The sequence below is a fragment of the Prevotella sp. DNF00663 genome (assembly GCF_001553265.1).
In the GTDB taxonomy this organism is placed as follows: domain Bacteria; phylum Bacteroidota; class Bacteroidia; order Bacteroidales; family Bacteroidaceae; genus Prevotella.
In genome coordinates, this window is sequence record NZ_KQ960636.1 from 1 (window position 1) to 17073 (window position 17073).

14 protein-coding genes and 1 pseudogene are annotated in these 17073 nt (G+C 41.2%); 12 read left to right on the forward strand and 3 right to left on the reverse strand.

Translation table 11 applies throughout. The features are described 5' to 3' along the window. Positions 1-237 precede the first annotated feature (237 nt). The 6 genes from HMPREF3034_RS07990 to guaA all read left to right on the forward strand — a co-directional run bounded on the left by HMPREF3034_RS07990 (position 238) and on the right by guaA (position 6663). Entirely contained in the window at positions 238-510 is a 273-nt protein-coding gene (locus HMPREF3034_RS07990; protein ID WP_036897099.1) for a co-chaperone GroES, read from the forward strand. Positions 511-543: 33 nt separating this feature from the next. Beyond that, a complete protein-coding gene (gene groL, locus HMPREF3034_RS07995) occupies positions 544-2172 on the forward strand; it encodes a chaperonin GroEL (protein ID WP_036897097.1) in 1629 nt (542 codons plus the stop codon). Between the two features lie 322 nt (positions 2173-2494). Further along, on the forward strand, positions 2495-2671 hold the full coding sequence (locus tag HMPREF3034_RS12635) for a hypothetical protein (RefSeq protein WP_156431079.1): 177 nt from the start codon (positions 2495-2497) through the stop codon (positions 2669-2671). A gap of 61 nt (positions 2672-2732) precedes the next feature. Beyond that, entirely contained in the window at positions 2733-4280 is a 1548-nt protein-coding gene (locus tag HMPREF3034_RS08000) for a RapZ C-terminal domain-containing protein (RefSeq protein WP_062434655.1), read from the forward strand. 87 nt (positions 4281-4367) lie between these two features. Beyond that, positions 4368-5105, forward strand: a complete 738-nt coding sequence (locus tag HMPREF3034_RS08005) for a nucleotidyltransferase family protein (protein WP_062434658.1) — start codon at positions 4368-4370, stop codon at positions 5103-5105. A gap of 13 nt (positions 5106-5118) precedes the next feature. After that, complete coding sequence (gene guaA, locus HMPREF3034_RS08010) at positions 5119-6663, forward strand: glutamine-hydrolyzing GMP synthase (protein ID WP_036897091.1); 1545 nt, start codon at positions 5119-5121, stop codon at positions 6661-6663. A gap of 344 nt (positions 6664-7007) precedes the next feature. On the opposite strand, the pseudogene HMPREF3034_RS08015 reads toward guaA, so the two are convergent. Both HMPREF3034_RS08015 and mscL read right to left on the reverse strand, forming a co-directional pair. Continuing rightward, a pseudogene (locus HMPREF3034_RS08015) lies at positions 7008-7370 on the reverse strand (YccF domain-containing protein); the annotation flags it as partial. A 16-nt stretch (positions 7371-7386) separates the two neighbouring features. Further along, complete coding sequence (gene mscL, locus HMPREF3034_RS08020; protein WP_036897085.1) at positions 7387-7812, reverse strand: large-conductance mechanosensitive channel protein MscL; 426 nt, start codon at positions 7810-7812, stop codon at positions 7387-7389. 295 nt (positions 7813-8107) lie between these two features. Between mscL and gap the strand changes: the two genes are divergently transcribed. The 3 genes from gap to HMPREF3034_RS08035 all read left to right on the forward strand — a co-directional run bounded on the left by gap (position 8108) and on the right by HMPREF3034_RS08035 (position 11185). After that, positions 8108-9175, forward strand: a complete 1068-nt coding sequence (gene gap / locus HMPREF3034_RS08025; protein ID WP_036897082.1) for a type I glyceraldehyde-3-phosphate dehydrogenase — start codon at positions 8108-8110, stop codon at positions 9173-9175. A 166-nt stretch (positions 9176-9341) separates the two neighbouring features. After that, positions 9342-10256 (forward strand): tRNA (adenosine(37)-N6)-dimethylallyltransferase MiaA, encoded by a 915-nt coding sequence (miaA, locus tag HMPREF3034_RS08030; protein ID WP_062434675.1) that lies wholly within the window; start codon positions 9342-9344, stop codon positions 10254-10256. Continuing rightward, a complete protein-coding gene (locus tag HMPREF3034_RS08035) occupies positions 10247-11185 on the forward strand; it encodes a diacylglycerol/lipid kinase family protein (protein ID WP_036897080.1) in 939 nt (312 codons plus the stop codon). Before miaA ends, HMPREF3034_RS08035 begins: the two co-directional genes overlap by 10 nt. Here the strand turns inward: HMPREF3034_RS08035 and HMPREF3034_RS08040 are convergent. After that, the gene (locus tag HMPREF3034_RS08040; RefSeq protein ID WP_036897078.1) at positions 11182-11886 is read right to left on the reverse strand and encodes a Crp/Fnr family transcriptional regulator; all 705 of its coding nucleotides are present in this window, start codon (positions 11884-11886) and stop codon (positions 11182-11184) included. The two genes, HMPREF3034_RS08035 and HMPREF3034_RS08040, sit on opposite strands and share 4 nt — an antisense overlap. Before the next feature lie 282 nt (positions 11887-12168). Between HMPREF3034_RS08040 and HMPREF3034_RS08045 the strand changes: the two genes are divergently transcribed. From HMPREF3034_RS08045 to HMPREF3034_RS08055, 3 genes are read left to right on the forward strand one after another with little or no spacing between them, the layout of a single operon-like run. Then, positions 12169-14115, forward strand: coding sequence for a glycogen debranching enzyme N-terminal domain-containing protein (locus HMPREF3034_RS08045; RefSeq protein WP_197421749.1), 1947 nt, complete (start codon positions 12169-12171; stop codon positions 14113-14115). Between the two features lie 18 nt (positions 14116-14133). Then, entirely contained in the window at positions 14134-15402 is a 1269-nt protein-coding gene (locus HMPREF3034_RS08050) for a glycosyltransferase family 4 protein (RefSeq protein WP_036897073.1), read from the forward strand. A gap of 44 nt (positions 15403-15446) precedes the next feature. Continuing rightward, complete coding sequence (locus HMPREF3034_RS08055) at positions 15447-16853, forward strand: glycoside hydrolase family 57 protein (RefSeq protein ID WP_036897071.1); 1407 nt, start codon at positions 15447-15449, stop codon at positions 16851-16853. The last annotated feature ends 220 nt before the right edge of the window (positions 16854-17073 follow it).

The following is a 17073-nucleotide window of genomic DNA, read 5'->3' on the forward strand; positions in this document are numbered from 1 at the left end:
TCTATAAATGAAGGTTTTGCAGAGGTCTCAGTTTGGCAGTTTTGCTGAAAGGCCGCTACAGCAATGCTGATAAGCCCTTGCAGCAAGTTCATAGATATTGTCAAATCTGTCAGTATGGATGTGACAGAATTGTCATAGGAACGCTTTGGCATGGTTTTGGCATAGTAGTGGGTGAATCGATAGTATGTATGACTGTCGATAGAAGATAAGTAAATCTAACAATTAAAATATTATTTTATGAACGTTAAACCATTAGCAGACAGAGTACTGGTACTTCCTGCACCAGCAGAAGAAAAAGTAGGTGGAATCATTATTCCTGATACAGCAAAAGAAAAGCCACAGCGTGGCAAGGTTGTAGCTACAGGTAAAGGAACAAAGGACGAGGAGATGCTTTTGAAAGAAGGTGATATCGTGCTTTACGGAAAGTATGCCGGAACCGAATTGGAGTTCGGTGCTGAGAAGTATCTTATGATGCGCCAAAGCGATGTTTTGGCTATCGTAGAGGAATAATCAATCATTCTAACGCTTTAAATATAAATAATCATGGCAAAGATAATTAAATATAATACAGAAGCCCGCGACCTTTTGAAGCAGGGTGTAGACCAGTTAGCAGACGCAGTAAAGGTAACATTAGGTCCTAAGGGACGCAACGTTGTTATTGAGAAGAAGTTTGGCGCTCCTCAGATTACAAAGGATGGTGTGACCGTTGCAAAGGAAATTGAGTTGGAAGACAAGTTCGAGAACACTGGTGCACAGCTTGTAAAGAGCGTAGCTAGTAAGACTGGAGATGATGCCGGAGACGGTACTACTACCGCCACAATCCTTACTCAAGCCATCGTAACCGAAGGCTTGAAGAATGTAACAGCCGGTGCTAACCCTATGGATTTGAAGCGTGGTATTGACAAAGCTGTTGATAAAGTGGTAGAATTCATTAAAGGTAGTGCAGAGGTTGTAGGCGACAACTACGATAAGATAGAGCAGGTTGCTACCGTATCTGCAAATAACGATCCTGAAATCGGTAAGCTTTTGGCCGATGCTATGCGCAAGGTTTCTAAGGATGGTGTTATTACTATAGAGGAAAGCAAGAGCCGTGATACTAACATAGGTGTAGTAGAAGGTATGCAGTTTGACCGTGGTTATCTTTCAGGTTACTTTGTTACAGACTCTGAGAAAATGGAGTGTGTGATGGATAATCCTTATATCTTGTTGTATGACAAGAAGATTAGCAATCTCAAAGACTTCTTGCCTGTATTGCAGCCTGCTGCCGAGAGCGGTCGTCCTTTGTTGGTTATAGCAGAAGATGTAGACTCAGAAGCTTTGACAACATTGGTAGTCAACCGTTTGCGTGGTGGTTTGAAGATTTGCGCAGTGAAGGCTCCCGGCTTCGGAGATCGTCGCAAAGCTATGCTTGAAGATATTGCCGTATTGACCGGTGGTGTTGTTATCAGTGAGGATAAGGGCTTGAAGTTGGAACAGGCTACATTGGAAATGCTTGGTTCAGCAGAGAAGGTTACTGTCAGCAAGGATAATACTACTATTGTTAATGGTGGTGGACAGAAGGAAGCTATTGCCGACCGTGTTGCTCAAATCAAGAATGAGATTGAGAATACTAAGAGTTCTTATGATAAGGAAAAGCTTCAGGAGCGTTTGGCAAAGTTGTCAGGTGGCGTAGCTGTTCTTTATGTTGGTGCTAACAGTGAGGTTGAGATGAAAGAGAAGAAAGATCGTGTAGACGATGCTCTTTGTGCAACTCGTGCAGCTATTGAAGAAGGTGTTGTAGCCGGTGGTGGTACTACTTACATCCGCGCTCAGGAAGTCTTGAAGGATGTGAAGGGCGAAAATGCCGACGAACAGACTGGTATTAATATCGTAGTTCGTGCCATTGAAGAGCCTCTTCGCCAAATTGTAGCCAATGCAGGTGGTGAAGGTTCTGTTGTAGTGAACAAGGTTCGTGAGGGCAAGGGCGACTTCGGTTACAATGCACGTAAGGATGTTTACGAAGATTTGCGACAAGTTGGTATCGTTGATCCGGCTAAGGTGGCACGCGTAGCTTTAGAGAATGCTGCTTCAATTGCAGGTCTGTTCTTGACAACAGAGTGCGTGTTGACAGACAAACCTGAGCCTCAGCCCGCTATGCCGGCAGCTCAACCGGGTATGGGTGGCATGATGTAAACAGTGCTAAATACGCAAGGAAACAATAAAAAAGAGGGATGATTCTGCTAGGAATCGTCCCTCTTATCATTTTTTTTAAATATATGAGTGATTTTAAGCGTATCTAATTTGAACATATCCAAAATATTCCTACCTTTGCAAAAAGATTTGAAATATAATGTCGGAATACTTCCGAAAGAAGATATTTTTTGATTTGTTTTAGTAGATTAGTTTTTAAGTAGTTTGTTTTTAGAAATCGGATGTCGTGATGACAACCGATTTTTTTTGTTTAATACGATACTATATTATAATCTCAATATAATTTTGTAAATTTGCAATCAATATGAGACAAGGTGTAAATTGGAAGATGATAGCGCTCTATGTGATTGTTGCTTGGGCGCTCATATTGCTGACTGGCTCGTTCTTAATGTCGGCAGGTGTCTTTGTGTTGCTTTTTGCTTTAGAGTATATTATAGAGTATTTTATCGAGCAACGCAAGAAAAATAAAGGCACAAAATAGGCTGTATCTTGATAAACCTTGAACTAACAGAAAATGCCGTTCGGCTATAATCAACATAGAAATGCAAAAACTCATCGACCTATATAAGACTTGGAAAGGTCAAGAACCTGCTCGTATGGAGAAATTACCGGGCGCAGGGAGCAATCGACAATACTTTCGCTTATGGAGCAAAGACAATCAATCGGTAATAGGAGTCATTGGAACTAGCAGAGATGAGGATCATGCCTTTGTCTACATGGCACGGCATTTTGCAAAACAAAAATTACCAGTTCCCACAGTCTTAGCGGTGAGTAGTGATGAGTTACGCTACCTGCAAAGTGACTTAGGAAGTGTTTCTCTCTTTGATGCAATCAAAGGTGGACGGGAAGCCGATGGCCGTTATAACCAGCGAGAAAAACAGTTGTTGGTGAAAGCGGTGCGTGAATTGCCCGGTTTCCAGATTGCCGGTGCACGTGGAATGGAGTGGGAGAACTGTTATCCCCAACCCGAATTCAATGAAGATGGAGTGCTCTTTGATTTGAATTATTTCAAATATTGCTTCCTTAAAGCTACGGGATTAGATTTCCATGAGTTAAAATTAGAGGCCAACTTCCATATGTTTGCCAAAGATTTGACATCAGAAAAGGTTGAAAGTTTCTTATATCGAGATTTCCAAGCACGCAATATCATGTTGGATGATAAGGGAAATCCGCATTTCATAGATTTCCAAGGAGGCCGTAAGGGACCTTATTATTATGATTTAGCATCGTTCTTGTGGCAGGCAGCAGCTAAGTATTCGTTTAAGTTACGCAGGGAGTTGGTATCCGAATATTATGCATCTTTAAAGACGTATATAGAGGTTCCATCGGTTCGTCATTTCGTAGACAGACTTAGTTTGTTTGTTCTTTTCCGCACACTTCAGGTTCTTGGAGCGTATGGGTTCCGTGGGTATTTTGAGCGTAAAAAACATTTTATCGATTCTATTCCGGCCGCAATGCAGAATCTGAGAGAATTGTTGAAGTTGAATCCAAGCATATTTCCATATCCGTATATGATGGAAATGCTGAAACGTTTGACCGAGTTACCGCAGTTTGCAGAGACTGAAAAGCCTGTCGTAACGCGTGCTGATGGATATAAAATAACAGAGCATCCAATCTATGAAGCTCATCCTCAAGATGGTCCGGCAACTTTCTCGAAGTATGATGGGAAAGGTCCGTTGGTAGTACGGATATGGAGTTTCTCCTATAGAAAGGGTATACCGGAAGACCCGACAGGCAATGGGGGAGGTTATGTATTCGACTGTCGAAGTACACATAATCCCGGACGCTATGAGCCTTATAAGCAATTGACAGGTTTAGATGAACCGGTTATCCGTTTTTTAGAGGACGATGGGGAGATTCTTACATTCTTGGATAGCGTTTATAAACTAGCCGATAACCATGTCAGACGATATATACAGCGTGGTTTTACTAGCTTGATGTTCTCTTTTGGATGTACGGGTGGCCAGCATAGAAGCGTTTACAGTGCTCAGCATTTGGCTGAACATTTACATCGAAAGTTTGGAATAGAAGTTCGTATTTGCCATCGTGAGCAGAATATAGAGCAAATACTTCCGGCGGAAAGAAAATGATATTCCGCTATCGTGGAATGTAGATGTGAAACTTGTGCATTCCAAATAAAAAGACTAATTTTGCAGATATAAAACGACATAAGGACGATGATGCAAGCTATGATTTTTGCTGCAGGCTTAGGAACTCGCCTGAAACCGCTTACCGATAGCACTCCAAAGGCATTGGTAAGGGTAGGAGGGGAACCGTTGCTCAAGCATGTTGTCCTTAAATTAAAGGCTGCTGGATTTACTCGAATCGTTGTAAACGTTCATCATTTTGCCGACCAAATCATAGATTATTTGGCTGCAAACAACAACTTCGGATTGGATATTCTAATCAGTGATGAGCGTAGTGGATTACTGGAAACAGGCGGTGGTATCAAGAAAGCTAGACCCTTTTTTGATTTATCAGCTCCCATCTTAATACACAATGTAGACATTCTGAGCAATATAGACCTGCAAAAGTTCTATGAAGAAGGGTTGCATTCAGATGCGACACTGCTTGTAAGTGCCCGTAAGACGAAACGCTATTTTCTTTTTTCACAGGATGATACGCGTTTGTTAAAGGGTTGGACGAATATCGAAACACGTGAAGTGAAGAGTCCATATCAAGATTTGGAAATCGCAAATTATGATATGTATGCTTTCAGTGGTATTCATGTATTCTCGCCATCTTTATTTCCTTGCATGGACGATATGCCCGATAAGTTTGGTATTGTTGATTTCTATTTGAGTCATTGTAAGGACTATCGTATCCGCGGATATGTAAAAGATAATCTTAAACTCATGGATGTAGGGAAATTAGATACTCTGCATGATGCAGAAAAGTTTTTGAAAGAAATTTAATCAAATATATATTATGCAACAGAAGATAATCATATTAGACTTCGGTTCACAGACGACTCAATTGATTGGACGTCGTGTTCGTGAACTCGATACCTTCTGCGAAATCTTGCCTTATAATAAGTTTCCGAAAGACGACCCTTCGGTTATAGGGGTCATTCTGAGCGGTTCGCCTTATTCGGTACATGATAAGGAGGCGTTCAAGTGTAATTTGGATGACTTCGTAGGTAAGTATCCTGTTTTGGGAATTTGCTACGGTGCGCAGTTCATTTCTTATTCCGGAGGCGGAAAAGTAGAGCAGGCGGGTACTCGTGAGTACGGTCGTGCCAATCTAGAAACCATCAATCTAGAGTCTAAATTGTTCCATGGATTTGATAAAGGTTCGCAAGTGTGGATGTCGCATGGTGATACTATTACTGCCATACCTGAAGGATTTGATATTATTGGTTCTACTGGTGATGTGAAGTTTGCTGCATTCTCAAATGAGCAAAAGCGCATTTGGGCTGTTCAGTTCCATCCCGAAGTATACCATTCTTTGCAAGGTAAGACGCTGCTGAAGAATTTTGTAGTTGATATTTGTGGCAGTAAACAGGAGTGGAGTGCGGCTTCTTTCGTGGAAAGTACGGTAGAAGAGTTGAAGAAGCAACTCGGTAACGACCGCGTTATTCTTGGCTTGTCGGGTGGTGTAGATTCTTCTGTATGTGCTACTTTGCTGAATAGGGCGATAGGAAAGAATCTGACCTGTATCTTTGTTGACCACGGAATGCTTCGCAAGAATGAGTTCGATAAGGTGATGGAAGCTTATTCCGGACTTGGTTTGAACGTGATTGGCGTGGATGCAAGTGAGAAATTCTTCAAAGATTTGGAGGGTGTTACCGATCCGGAGCAGAAGCGCAAGATTATTGGTCGTGATTTCGTTGAGGTGTTTAATGCCGAAGCCAAGAAGATTACTGACGCCAAATGGCTTGCTCAAGGCACGATCTATCCCGACCGGATTGAAAGTTTGAGCATTACAGGTATGACCATTAAGAGCCATCATAATGTGGGTGGATTGCCCAAAGAGATGAAACTTCAGCTTTGCGAACCGTTGCAATGGCTATTCAAAGATGAGGTTCGTCGTGTAGGTTATGAACTGGGTATGCCCGAAAGATTAATTAAGCGCCACCCATTCCCGGGACCGGGTTTGGCCGTACGTATATTGGGTGACATTACCAGAGAGAAAGTTCGTATCCTTCAAGATGCCGACGATATATACATCGAAAAGATGCACGATTATGTTTGTGAAGATGGTGAACGCCTCTACGATAAGGTTTGGCAGGCTGGAACAGTATTGCTTTCGACGATTCGTAGTGTCGGAGTGATGGGCGACGAACGCACCTATGAGCATCCTGTTGCATTGCGTGCGGTGACCAGTATGGATGCTATGACGGCCGATTGGGCACATTTGCCTTATGACTTTATGGCCGATGTGTCGAATGAAATCATTCGTAAAGTGAAAGGCGTCAACCGTGTTTGCTACGACATCTCTTCAAAACCACCTTCGACAATCGAGTGGGAATAACACTTAGTGAGCAATGACGAATGTGAGAACGCGTTTTGGTCATATCGAAGATGAGTACAAACGCGAGGAATTGTTAAGGAAGATTGTCCACTCAGTAGAACAATTGAAACAAGGAGAATTGGAAGCATTATACTATGATATGCTGACGAAAGACTATATAAGGGAGTAAGCTCAGCGCTTATTCCCTTTTTTATGATGATACAAAGTTCTCTTTTATGAATTCTTGCAGCGGTTTGGCAAAATTGCTGTTCAGCCTTAACAGCAAAACTGAATAGGCTTGGCAGCATTGTTGTTAAGCCGTTGCAATGAATTGAATGAGGTGTTATTAGCTCTATCTCTGAAACAATATCTTTACCGAAAGGAGTTAAAGCAAGTCGTGCCAGTTTGAAATGTTGTTTGCCAAAAGGTATTCCGAGGATAGTAATGTAGAGTAGACCGCCGAATAACAGATGGGTAAGACAAATCCAAATGCCACCAATGAATATCCAAATAATATTCATGATAAGGTCTAAACAGCCGCCTATGCTAGAGTTTTCTACTACCTGTGAGCCGAAAGGCCATAAGCATAGAATTCCTATTTTAATAGTCTTGATGCCGAAAGGAATTCCTACTATTGTAATCATCAAGGCTAGGCTGGAAAGAAAATATCCGATGGCTGTTTCCAAGCCACCGAATATTAACCAAATGATATTTCCTAATATTTTCATTCTCTAAACAGAAGTATTATTTGTTCTTCAACAAATCACGAATTTCACCAAGGAGTTTTTCCTCGTTACTAGGTTCTGCCGGCACTTCAGGGGCAGCGGGTGCTTCTTCCTCTTTCTTTGTGTTAAGTTTGTTAATTCCCTTAACTATCAAGAATACACAGAATGCAATGATGATGAAATTGAATAATGTCTGTAGAAAATTACCATAGTTGATAGTTGCAGGGGCAAGTTTTTCTACGCCCATATCAATTGATGGTAGTGTGATTTTAAGGTCGGTGAAGTTTACACCACCAATGAGCCAACCAATAGGGGGCATGATAATATCGTCTACAATGGAGCTAACAATTTTTCCAAAAGCACCACCAATGATTACACCGACAGCCATATCGACTGCATTTCCTTTTACTGCGAACTCTTTAAATTCGGTTAAAAGCTTTCCCATAATAATTTGTTTATGATGATAAAATGTTATTTTGCCACCTTGAGTTTGCACTCTGGAAGTCTAATTCTTTCTTGCAAGCCTTGGCCGTTGTGGCGAGTTGATTTTTAATATTTTAATACTCTAATTATCTGCAAATATAGAAATAAATTTGTATATTTGCACTCGGAAAGAAGAAAAAATGTCTCAATGGCGTTATCTTTTGATATGAGAATGATTAAAGGGGTTTCGTCAGGATAGACAGAGATACTTTTTAAAATATGATATTTAACCCTTTAATTAATAAATTTAAAGTAAAATGATTAAAATTGCAATTAACGGTTTCGGCCGTATCGGTCGTTTGGCATTCCGTCAGATGTTTGAAGCAGATGGTTATGAAGTTGTTGCTATCAACGACCTTACAAGCCCCAAGATGCTTGCTCACCTTCTTAAGTATGATACAGCACAGGGTGGCTTCGCTGGAAAGTTCGGTGAAGGCAAGCACACTGTAGACTTTAAGGATTCTGTTCTTGCTGAGGATGGTAAGACTGTTGTAACTCCGGGCTCTATCACTGTAGACGGTAAGGAAATTACTATCTATGCAAAACCAAACGCTGCTGAACTTCCTTGGGGCGAGCTTGGCGTAGACGTAGTTCTCGAATGCACCGGTTTCTATACATCAAAGGCTAAGGCTTCTGCTCATATTCAGGCAGGTGCTAAGAAGGTTGTTATCTCTGCACCAGCAGGAAACGATCTTCCTACAATCGTTTACAATGTAAACCACGAGACTCTGACAGCTAACGATACTGTTATCTCTGCAGCTTCTTGTACAACAAACTGCTTGGCTCCTATGGCTGCAGCTCTTCACAAGTATGCTCCAATCCAGAGCGGTATCATGTCAACAATCCACGCTTACACTGGTGACCAGATGATTCTTGACGGTCCTCAGCGCAAGGGTGACCTCCGTCGTTCACGTGCAGGTGCTTGCAATATCGTTCCTAACTCAACAGGTGCAGCTAAGGCTATCGGTCTTGTAATTCCTGAGTTGAACGGTAAGTTGATTGGTTCTGCACAGCGTATCCCAACTCCTACAGGTTCTACAACTATCCTTATCGCAGTTGTTAAGGGTAAGGATGTAACCAAGGAAGGTATCAATGCAGCTATGAAGGCAGCTGTTACAGAGAGCTTCGGTTACACAGAGGATGAGATCGTTTCTTCTGATATCATCGGTATGCGTTTTGGTTCTCTCTTCGATGCTACTCAGACAATGGTTAGCAAGATTGACGATGACACATATCAGGTTCAGGTAGTTTCTTGGTATGACAATGAGAACTCTTATACTTCTCAGATGGTTCGTACTATCAAGTGCCTCGCAGAGTTGAAGTAATACACTAAGATATTACAATTGAAATATAAGGTCGGCTATCTGATAGATAGTCGACTTTTTTGTTTGCTTTCTTGGATTTGTGGGCGATAAACAGTATATTTGCATTTTGAATCAGAGCTCTGTATGTTCATTAAATCCAATTCATGGAAAAGATATGCCCTACAATATGATTACCATACTTGGTCCGACGGCGAGTGGCAAGACTGACTTGGCCGCTAGGTTGGCTTATGATTTAAATGCAGAGATTATTAGTGCTGATAGTAGGCAGGTATATCGGCGTATGGATATAGGTACAGGTAAGGACTTAGACGACTATACTGTCAATGGAAGGGATATTCCTTACCATCTAATAGATATTTGTGAGCCCGGTACCAAGTATAATTTATTCCGCTATCAGGAAGATTTTAGAAAGTCATATCAAAGTATTGTGAACCGTGGACGACTACCTATTCTTTGTGGAGGAACTGGATTGTATATTGAGTCTGTATTGAAAGGTTATCAATTATCGCCGGTTCCACAGAATGAATATTTGAGAAAATCGTTGGCTGAAAAGACATTGGATGAGCTTGTTCCGATGTTAGAGCAATTGAAGAGACAGACAGGAAGTATTATGCATAATACAACTGACGTTGATTCTTGCCAACGTGCTATCCGTGCAATAGAAATAGAAACCTACAATGTACAGCATCCTATGGCTAAAAGAGAGATGCCGGGAGTAGACTCTTTGATAGTAGGTCTTGACATTGAAAGGAATGCTCGAAGAGCAAAAATATCCCATAGACTTAAATCGCGTTTGGAAAATGGAATGGTAGATGAGGTGAAATCTATCCTTGATAGTGGGGTAGATGCAGATTCTCTTATCTATTATGGATTGGAATATAAGTATGTAACGGAATATATTATAGGAAGATTATCTTATGATGAAATGTATCATTTGCTGGAAATTGCCATACATCAATTTGCAAAACGACAAATGACATGGTTCCGTGGTATGGAGCGACGTGGGTTACATATTCATTGGATTGACGCATTAAGCCCAATGGAAGATAAGATAAATATAATCAAGAAGTTATGGCAGTAAGTGAAAATAGATGGGGAATACTCTTTTGTCCTAAGCATGAAGGGTGGAGTACTTCTGCAAAACAATGGAAGAAGATAGAGCGAAGTTTGAATAATCACGGCGTAGAATACGATTTTATACAGAGTGAGAATGCCGGTAGCGTTGAACGACTCGTCTCTATGATGGTCAATAATGGCTATCGTACTATTGTGATTGTAGGTGGTGATTCGGCTTTGAATGATGCTGTTAACAGCTTGATGCAAGTAGAAAAGAGGGTGCGCGATACTGTTACATTGGGATTAATACCCAATGGATTGATGAACGACTTTGCTCATTTCTGGGGATTTAAGGAGTCTGATTACGACCAAACAATAGAGTGGTTGAAAGCACGACGTGTTAGAAAGATTGATTTAGGATGTATCCGATACACCAATAAACTTGGTGAGAAATGTCATCGGTATTTCTTAAATTGTGTCAATGTGGGATTGATAGCTGCTATTATGAACCTTCGAAGACAGACACATCATTTGTTTGGTTCGCGTACATTGTCGTTTATATTCTCTTTTGTGCTGATGATATTCCAACGACTTGATTATAAGATGCATCTTAAAATCAATACCGATGAAGTGAAGCGAAAAGTGATGACTGTGTGTGTGGGTAATTCAACGGGGTATGGACAGACTCCCAATGCAGTCCCTTATAATGGCCTGTTAGATATATCTGTAGTCTATCATCCAGAGATGACACAATTATTAGAGGGCTTTTATCTCTTTGTTAAAGGTAAGTTCTTAAATCACAAAAGCGTGCATCCTTATCGTGCAAGGGAAATAGAAGTTCTAGAAGCACAGCATGCGATGGTAGGGATAGATGGGAGATTGATGAAAACGCCTGTCGGCCCCTTTAGAATCAATGTAGAACAGGAAGTTATTAATTTCCTAATACCGTCTTAACCCATCTTTGAAATTTTGACAAGCTCATCGTAATTGATGAGTTTTATCTTCTTGCCATCAATGGCAACGAGCTTTTCATCGGCAAAGGTTGAAAGTGTTCGAATGGCATTGCTTGTTGTCATATTAGAGATATTGGCCAAATCTTCTCGGCTCATATAGATGCTAAGAGTAAATCCATCCTCTTCCAACCCATAACTTTCTTGCAGGAATATCAATGCTTCGGCAAGTCTACCTCGAATATGTTTTTGGGTGAGATTGACGGTACGGTCGTCTGAGCAACCTAACTCCACGGCAAGTTTTTGAATAAAGAAAAAACTGATGTGATGATTGTCTTGCATCAGCTTGATGATTACATCCATGGGAAAGAAAGCTACTGTGGTGGTCTCAAAAGCCATTGCAGCCGTCTTGTATTCTTCTTTGGCAAAGTAAGCTCGGTAACCAAAGAACTCCATAGGCTTAAAAACGCGTAGAATTTGGTTGCGTCCACCGATGCCAACCTTATATACCTTGACTTTCCCATGTATCAGACACATTATTTGTGTAGGTCCATCTTGGTCTTTATATATTAATTCGTTTTTCTTAAACTTACGGATTTCAATGTTGTCAGACAGTATGATGCGTTGTTTGTCTGTCAATTCTTTCCATAAATTAGAAATCGCTTTGACAACTTCTTCTTTGTTGATCTCACCTTTCAAAGCCATAGTTTACCTTCCTCTTTTTATTAATTGGGTATGGTAGGATGTTTTTAAATAGTTCCAACTATGTGCAAAATTAACAAAAATGTTTGAAAATAAGTTTCCTTGTAGGAAAAATATAAGTGTCTACTTGAAATGATTTCAAATTTCAATAAAAACGCTTCTTTTATTTTGTATTACCGCAAGAAATGTTTAACTTTGAAGTCATGACAAGTGCTTTATGTCGTAACGGGAGGCTCTTGTTGTTGAAAATAATTATCGAAATATTTAAAACCTTAATACGGAACTATGAGTTATTTACGATTTGAAAAGGCATTGATGACTAATTTGGAAGAATCTTTGCCACGAGAATTACTCCGTACGAATCGTTCAGGAGCTTATTCCTGCTCTACGATAGTGGATTGTAATACTCGAAAATATCATGGCTTACTTGTTATTCCGGTTCCAGAGTTGGATGATGAAAATCATGTTCTACTTTCTTCGATGGATGTGACGGTTATCCAACATGGTGCAGAATTTAATCTTGGACTGCATAAGTATCAAGGCAATAATTATAGTCCATTGGGTCATAAGTACATCCGTGAGTTTGATTGTGGTAAGGTTCCCACCATAATATATAGGGTTGGAGGAGTCATTCTGAAAAAAGAAGTGGTTTTCCAGCACTATGAGAACCGAATATTAATACGTTACACGCTGGTAGATGCACATTCTGCTACAACGTTAAGATTCCGTCCTTTCTTGGCATTCCGCAGTGTTCGACAGTTTACTCATGAGAACTCAAATGTGAATAGAGATTACCAACAGGTAGAAGATGGAATCAAAACATGCATGTATGCGGGCTATCCCGATTTGTATATGCAGTTTAGTAAAAAGAATGAATTTATCTTCCAACCCGATTGGTACCGTGGTGTTGAATATCCAAAGGAGCAAGAACGTGGATATGCTTCAAATGAAGACCTCTATGTTCCCGGTTATTTTGAGATGAATATCAAGAAAGGGGAGAGTGTCGTCTTTGCTGCATCTACTTCTGAATCGAAGACAAAAACGTTGAAGAAGCTCTTTGAGACAGAGGTGGAAGAGCGCAGTCCGCGAGATAATTTCTTCCATTGTTTAGTCAATGCTGCCCATCAATTTCATATTCGTAAGCCCAATGACGACCGCTATATTCTTGCCGGTTATCCTTGGTTTAAATGCCGTGCTCGTGATACATTTATTTCATTACCGGGTCTGACGCTCTCTATCGAAGAGCAAGACTACTTTGAGTTGGTTATGAAAACTGCGGAAAAGGGATTGAGAGAGTTTATGGTTGGTAAACCGCTTACAGTAAATATCTATGAAATGGAGCAACCTGACGTACCTCTGTGGGCCGTTTGGTGCATACAACAGTATGCTAAGGAAGTAGGTAATGAGGCATGTCTTCGTCGTTATGGTTCCTTCCTAAAGGCTATCATCCAGTTTATTGAAGGTAACAAACATCCCAATTTGCATCTTGATGAGAATGGACTGCTTCGTACGGATGGTAAAGAAAAGCCGGTCACTTGGATGAATTCAGTGGCTAATGGGAGCCCCGTTGTACCTCGTACAGGCTATATAGTAGAGTTTAATGCGTTATGGTATAATGCTCTATGTTTCGCAGTTTCCTTGGCTGAACTAGATAATAATGCCAAGTCGGTAGCTTGTCTTCAGGCTTTGGCAGAGCGTTGTAAAGAGTCGTTTGTTAACGTATTCTACAATGAATATGGCTATCTGTTCGACTATGTAGATGATAATACTGTAGATTGGAGTGTCCGTCCCAATATGATTTTTGCCGTAGCTCTAGATTATTCACCGCTTGATTTGGTTCAGAAGAAGAGCGTTTTGGATATTTGTACACGTGAACTTTTAACGCCGAAGGGCTTGCGTTCGCTCTCTCCCAAGAGCGGAGGATACAACCCAATGTACGTAGGACCGCAGAGTCAGCGTGACTATGCATATCATCAAGGCACTGCATGGCCATGGTTGGTAGGCTTTTATATGGAGGCATGTCTTCGCCTTTATAAGCGCACTCGCCTTAGTTTTATTGAACGTCAGATGGTGGGGTACGAGGATGAGATGCTTTATCACTGCCTTGGTACAATCCCTGAACTCTTCGATGGTAATCCTCCGTTCCATGGACGTGGTGCTATTTCGTTTGCCATGAACGTGGCTGAGATTCTGCGAACATTGGAATTGTTGGAAAAATATAACTTTAAATAAGAATAGGAGGAGAATGCTATGAAAGTATTAATGTTTGGATGGGAGTATCCTCCTCACGTTTATGGTGGATTGGCAACGGCCAACTTCGGTATTTCCGAAGGACTCCATGCGCAAGGAGATATAGAGACCACACTCTGTTTACCGAAGCCTTGGGGTGATGAAGACCATACTTATGCGAATATTGTAGCCATGAACTGTGTACCGGTAGCATGGCGCGACGTGGATTATGATTATGTAAAGAGTCGGGTAGGGAATGTGATGAACCCTGATATGTATTTCAAAATGCGCGACCATCTCTATGCCGATTTCAACTATTTATATCTCAATGATTTAGGATGTATAGAGTTTGCAGGTGGGTATCCGGCTAATCTTCATGATGAGATTAATAACTACTCCATCATAGCGGGGGTTGTAGCTCGTACCGTTGAGTTTGATATTATACACGCTCATGACTGGCTTACTTATCCGGCGGGAATTCATGCGAAGAAAGTAAGTGGCAAACCTCTGTGCATACATGTGCATGCTACCGACTTCGACCGTAGCCGTGGAAAAGTTAATCCGACAGTCTATGGAATCGAGAAAGACGGAATGGACAATGCTGATTGCATCATGTGCGTGTCTGAATTAACTCGTCAAACAGTCATACACCAGTATCATCAAGATCCACGTAAGGTATTTACAGTACATAATGCCGTTTATCCTTTGAGTCCGGAGAATGATGCCATCCCTCGTCCTGACCATAAAGGAGGCGAGAAAGTGGTCACTTTCTTAGGCCGATTAACCATGCAAAAAGGGCCGGAATACTTCGTTGAGGCTGCTAATATGGTGCTTCATCGTAGTCGGAAGATTCGTTTCTGTATGGCCGGTTCGGGTGATATGATGGATCAGATGATTTATTTGGCAGCAGAGCGAGGGATCTCTGACCGTTTTCATTTCCCCGGATTTATGCGCGGAAAGCAGGTTTACGAGTGTCTTAAGAATAGCGATGTATATGTCATGCCGTCTGTCAGTGAGCCTTTTGGTATCTCTCCTTTGGAGGCAATGCAGTGTGGAACACCTACTATCATCTCTAAACAGAGCGGTTGTGCCGAGATATTGACCAACTGTATCAAGGTCGATTATTGGGATATCCATGCACTTGCCGACTCTATTTACAGCATATGTACGAATGAAAGTCTGTTCAATTATCTGAAAGAAGAAGGCAAACGAGAAGTTGACCAAATCACATGGGAGCGTGTAGGAGCTTGGATTCGCGAACTCTATATGCGTACTTTGGGGTGGAAATAGCGTCTGTCAATTTATATAGTTAAATATTTAAACGACCATAGATCATGAAAACAATATGTTTATATTTTGAAATACATCAGATTATTCATCTGAAACGTTATCGTTTTTTCGATATAGGAACAGATCATTATTACTATGATGATTTCGAGAACGAGCGTACCATCAATGATTTTACTGAGCGTTGTTATATGCCGGCATTGGATACTTTGCTCAGTATGATAAAGGAGAATGAAGGCAATTTTAAAGTGACGTTCTCGCTATCCGGTGTTGGAATGGAGCAATTGGAGATGCATGCCCCACAAGTTTTGGCCAAATTGCAAGAACTGAATGAGACCGGTTGTGTGGAGTTTTTGGCCGAACCTTATTCTCATGGGCTTTCTTCTCTAGTCAACGAAGAGTGTTTTGCCACCGACGTAAAGCGCCAATGCGAAAAAATCAAGGAATATTTTGGAAAGTATCCTACCGTCCTTCGTAACTCTTCTTTGATTTATAGTGATGATATTGGAGTCCAAGCTGCCGGTATGGGCTTTAAAGGTATGATTACGGAAGGAGCTAAACATGTGCTGGGTTGGAAATCTCCGCACTATGTATATAACTGTGCTTTGAATCGTAACTTGAAGTTGTTGCTTCGTGATTATCAACTCAGCGATGATATCGCATTGCGGTTTAGTGATACCGGTTGGGATGGTTATCCTCTCTTTGCAGATGTGTATATGAACAAGATTGCTGCTCTTCCGGCTGAAGAACAGAATGTTAACATCTTCATGGAGCTCTCTGCCCTTGGTATTTCACAGCCGCTTTCCAGCAATATTCTTGAATTCTTTAAGGCTTTACCAGCTTGTGCTAAGGAACGGAATATAACATTCTCTACTCCGAGTGAAGTATTCAAACAGACGAAGAGTGTTGGTGCGCTTGATGTTCCCGATACATTGAGTTGGGTAGATGAGGAACGTGACGTCAGTCCATGGCTTGGTAATCCCATGCAGCGTGAGGCTTTCAACAAACTTTATAGTGTTGCCGACCGTGTACGCATAGCCAACGACCCGCGTATAAATCAAGATTGGGATTATCTACAGGCTAGCAATAACTTCCGCTTTATGACCACCAAGCCAAGCAATGTGGGACTAGATCGCGGTATTTATACCAGTCCGTTCGATGCGTTTACGAACTATATGAACATCCTCGGCGACTTTATCAGCCGTGTTAATAGGCTTTATCCCGAAGAAATAGACAATGATGAGTTGAATAGTCTGCTTACGGCAATCAACAATCAGGGCGAAGAAATCGAGATGAAAGAAAAGGAAATCATCCGTCTGCAAGCCAAGGTTGAGAAGATGGAGAAAGCCGAAGCTGCTCGTCGTGAGAAACAATCAGCTTCTAAAAAGAAGACGACCACTACTCGAAAGAAGGCTGTCAAGGCTGCTCCTACAAAGAAAGAGGAGGCTAAGTAACTTTATCTAGTATATCTAAGGCATTTGTTTGGTATACCATTAGTGGTTTTATTATATTATTGCAAAGGCTCCGCAGCATTGCTGCGGAGCCTTTGCTGTTTTACTGAACTGCTGAGTCAGCATTGCTGTTATGTTCTTGCAGCAACTCAAGACTATTCTAAGCCATGCTAAACATGGTGTTTGGGTGAGCACAGATGTGCCATACTTGAGGTGTTGTGGT

Bases quoted from the DNA above. Each gene is read 5' to 3' on its own strand.
- miaA (WP_062434675.1), top strand. From the start codon at position 9,342: ATGATTACCATACTTGGTCCGACGGCGAGTGGCAAGACTGACTTGGCC.
- mscL (WP_036897085.1), bottom strand. From the start codon at position 7,812: ATGGGAAAGCTTTTAACCGAATTTAAAGAGTTCGCAGTAAAAGGAAAT.
- HMPREF3034_RS08050 (WP_036897073.1), top strand. From the start codon at position 14,134: ATGAAAGTATTAATGTTTGGATGGGAGTATCCTCCTCACGTTTATGGT.
- HMPREF3034_RS08045 (WP_197421749.1), top strand. From the start codon at position 12,169: ATGAGTTATTTACGATTTGAAAAGGCATTGATGACTAATTTGGAAGAA.
- guaA (WP_036897091.1), top strand. From the start codon at position 5,119: ATGCAACAGAAGATAATCATATTAGACTTCGGTTCACAGACGACTCAA.
- HMPREF3034_RS08055 (WP_036897071.1), top strand. From the start codon at position 15,447: ATGAAAACAATATGTTTATATTTTGAAATACATCAGATTATTCATCTG.
- HMPREF3034_RS08040 (WP_036897078.1), bottom strand. From the start codon at position 11,886: ATGGCTTTGAAAGGTGAGATCAACAAAGAAGAAGTTGTCAAAGCGATT.
- groL (WP_036897097.1), top strand. From the start codon at position 544: ATGGCAAAGATAATTAAATATAATACAGAAGCCCGCGACCTTTTGAAG.
- HMPREF3034_RS08005 (WP_062434658.1), top strand. From the start codon at position 4,368: ATGATGCAAGCTATGATTTTTGCTGCAGGCTTAGGAACTCGCCTGAAA.
- HMPREF3034_RS07990 (WP_036897099.1), top strand. From the start codon at position 238: ATGAACGTTAAACCATTAGCAGACAGAGTACTGGTACTTCCTGCACCA.
- HMPREF3034_RS08035 (WP_036897080.1), top strand. From the start codon at position 10,247: ATGGCAGTAAGTGAAAATAGATGGGGAATACTCTTTTGTCCTAAGCAT.
- HMPREF3034_RS08000 (WP_062434655.1), top strand. From the start codon at position 2,733: ATGCAAAAACTCATCGACCTATATAAGACTTGGAAAGGTCAAGAACCT.
- gap (WP_036897082.1), top strand. From the start codon at position 8,108: ATGATTAAAATTGCAATTAACGGTTTCGGCCGTATCGGTCGTTTGGCA.
- HMPREF3034_RS12635 (WP_156431079.1), top strand. From the start codon at position 2,495: ATGAGACAAGGTGTAAATTGGAAGATGATAGCGCTCTATGTGATTGTT.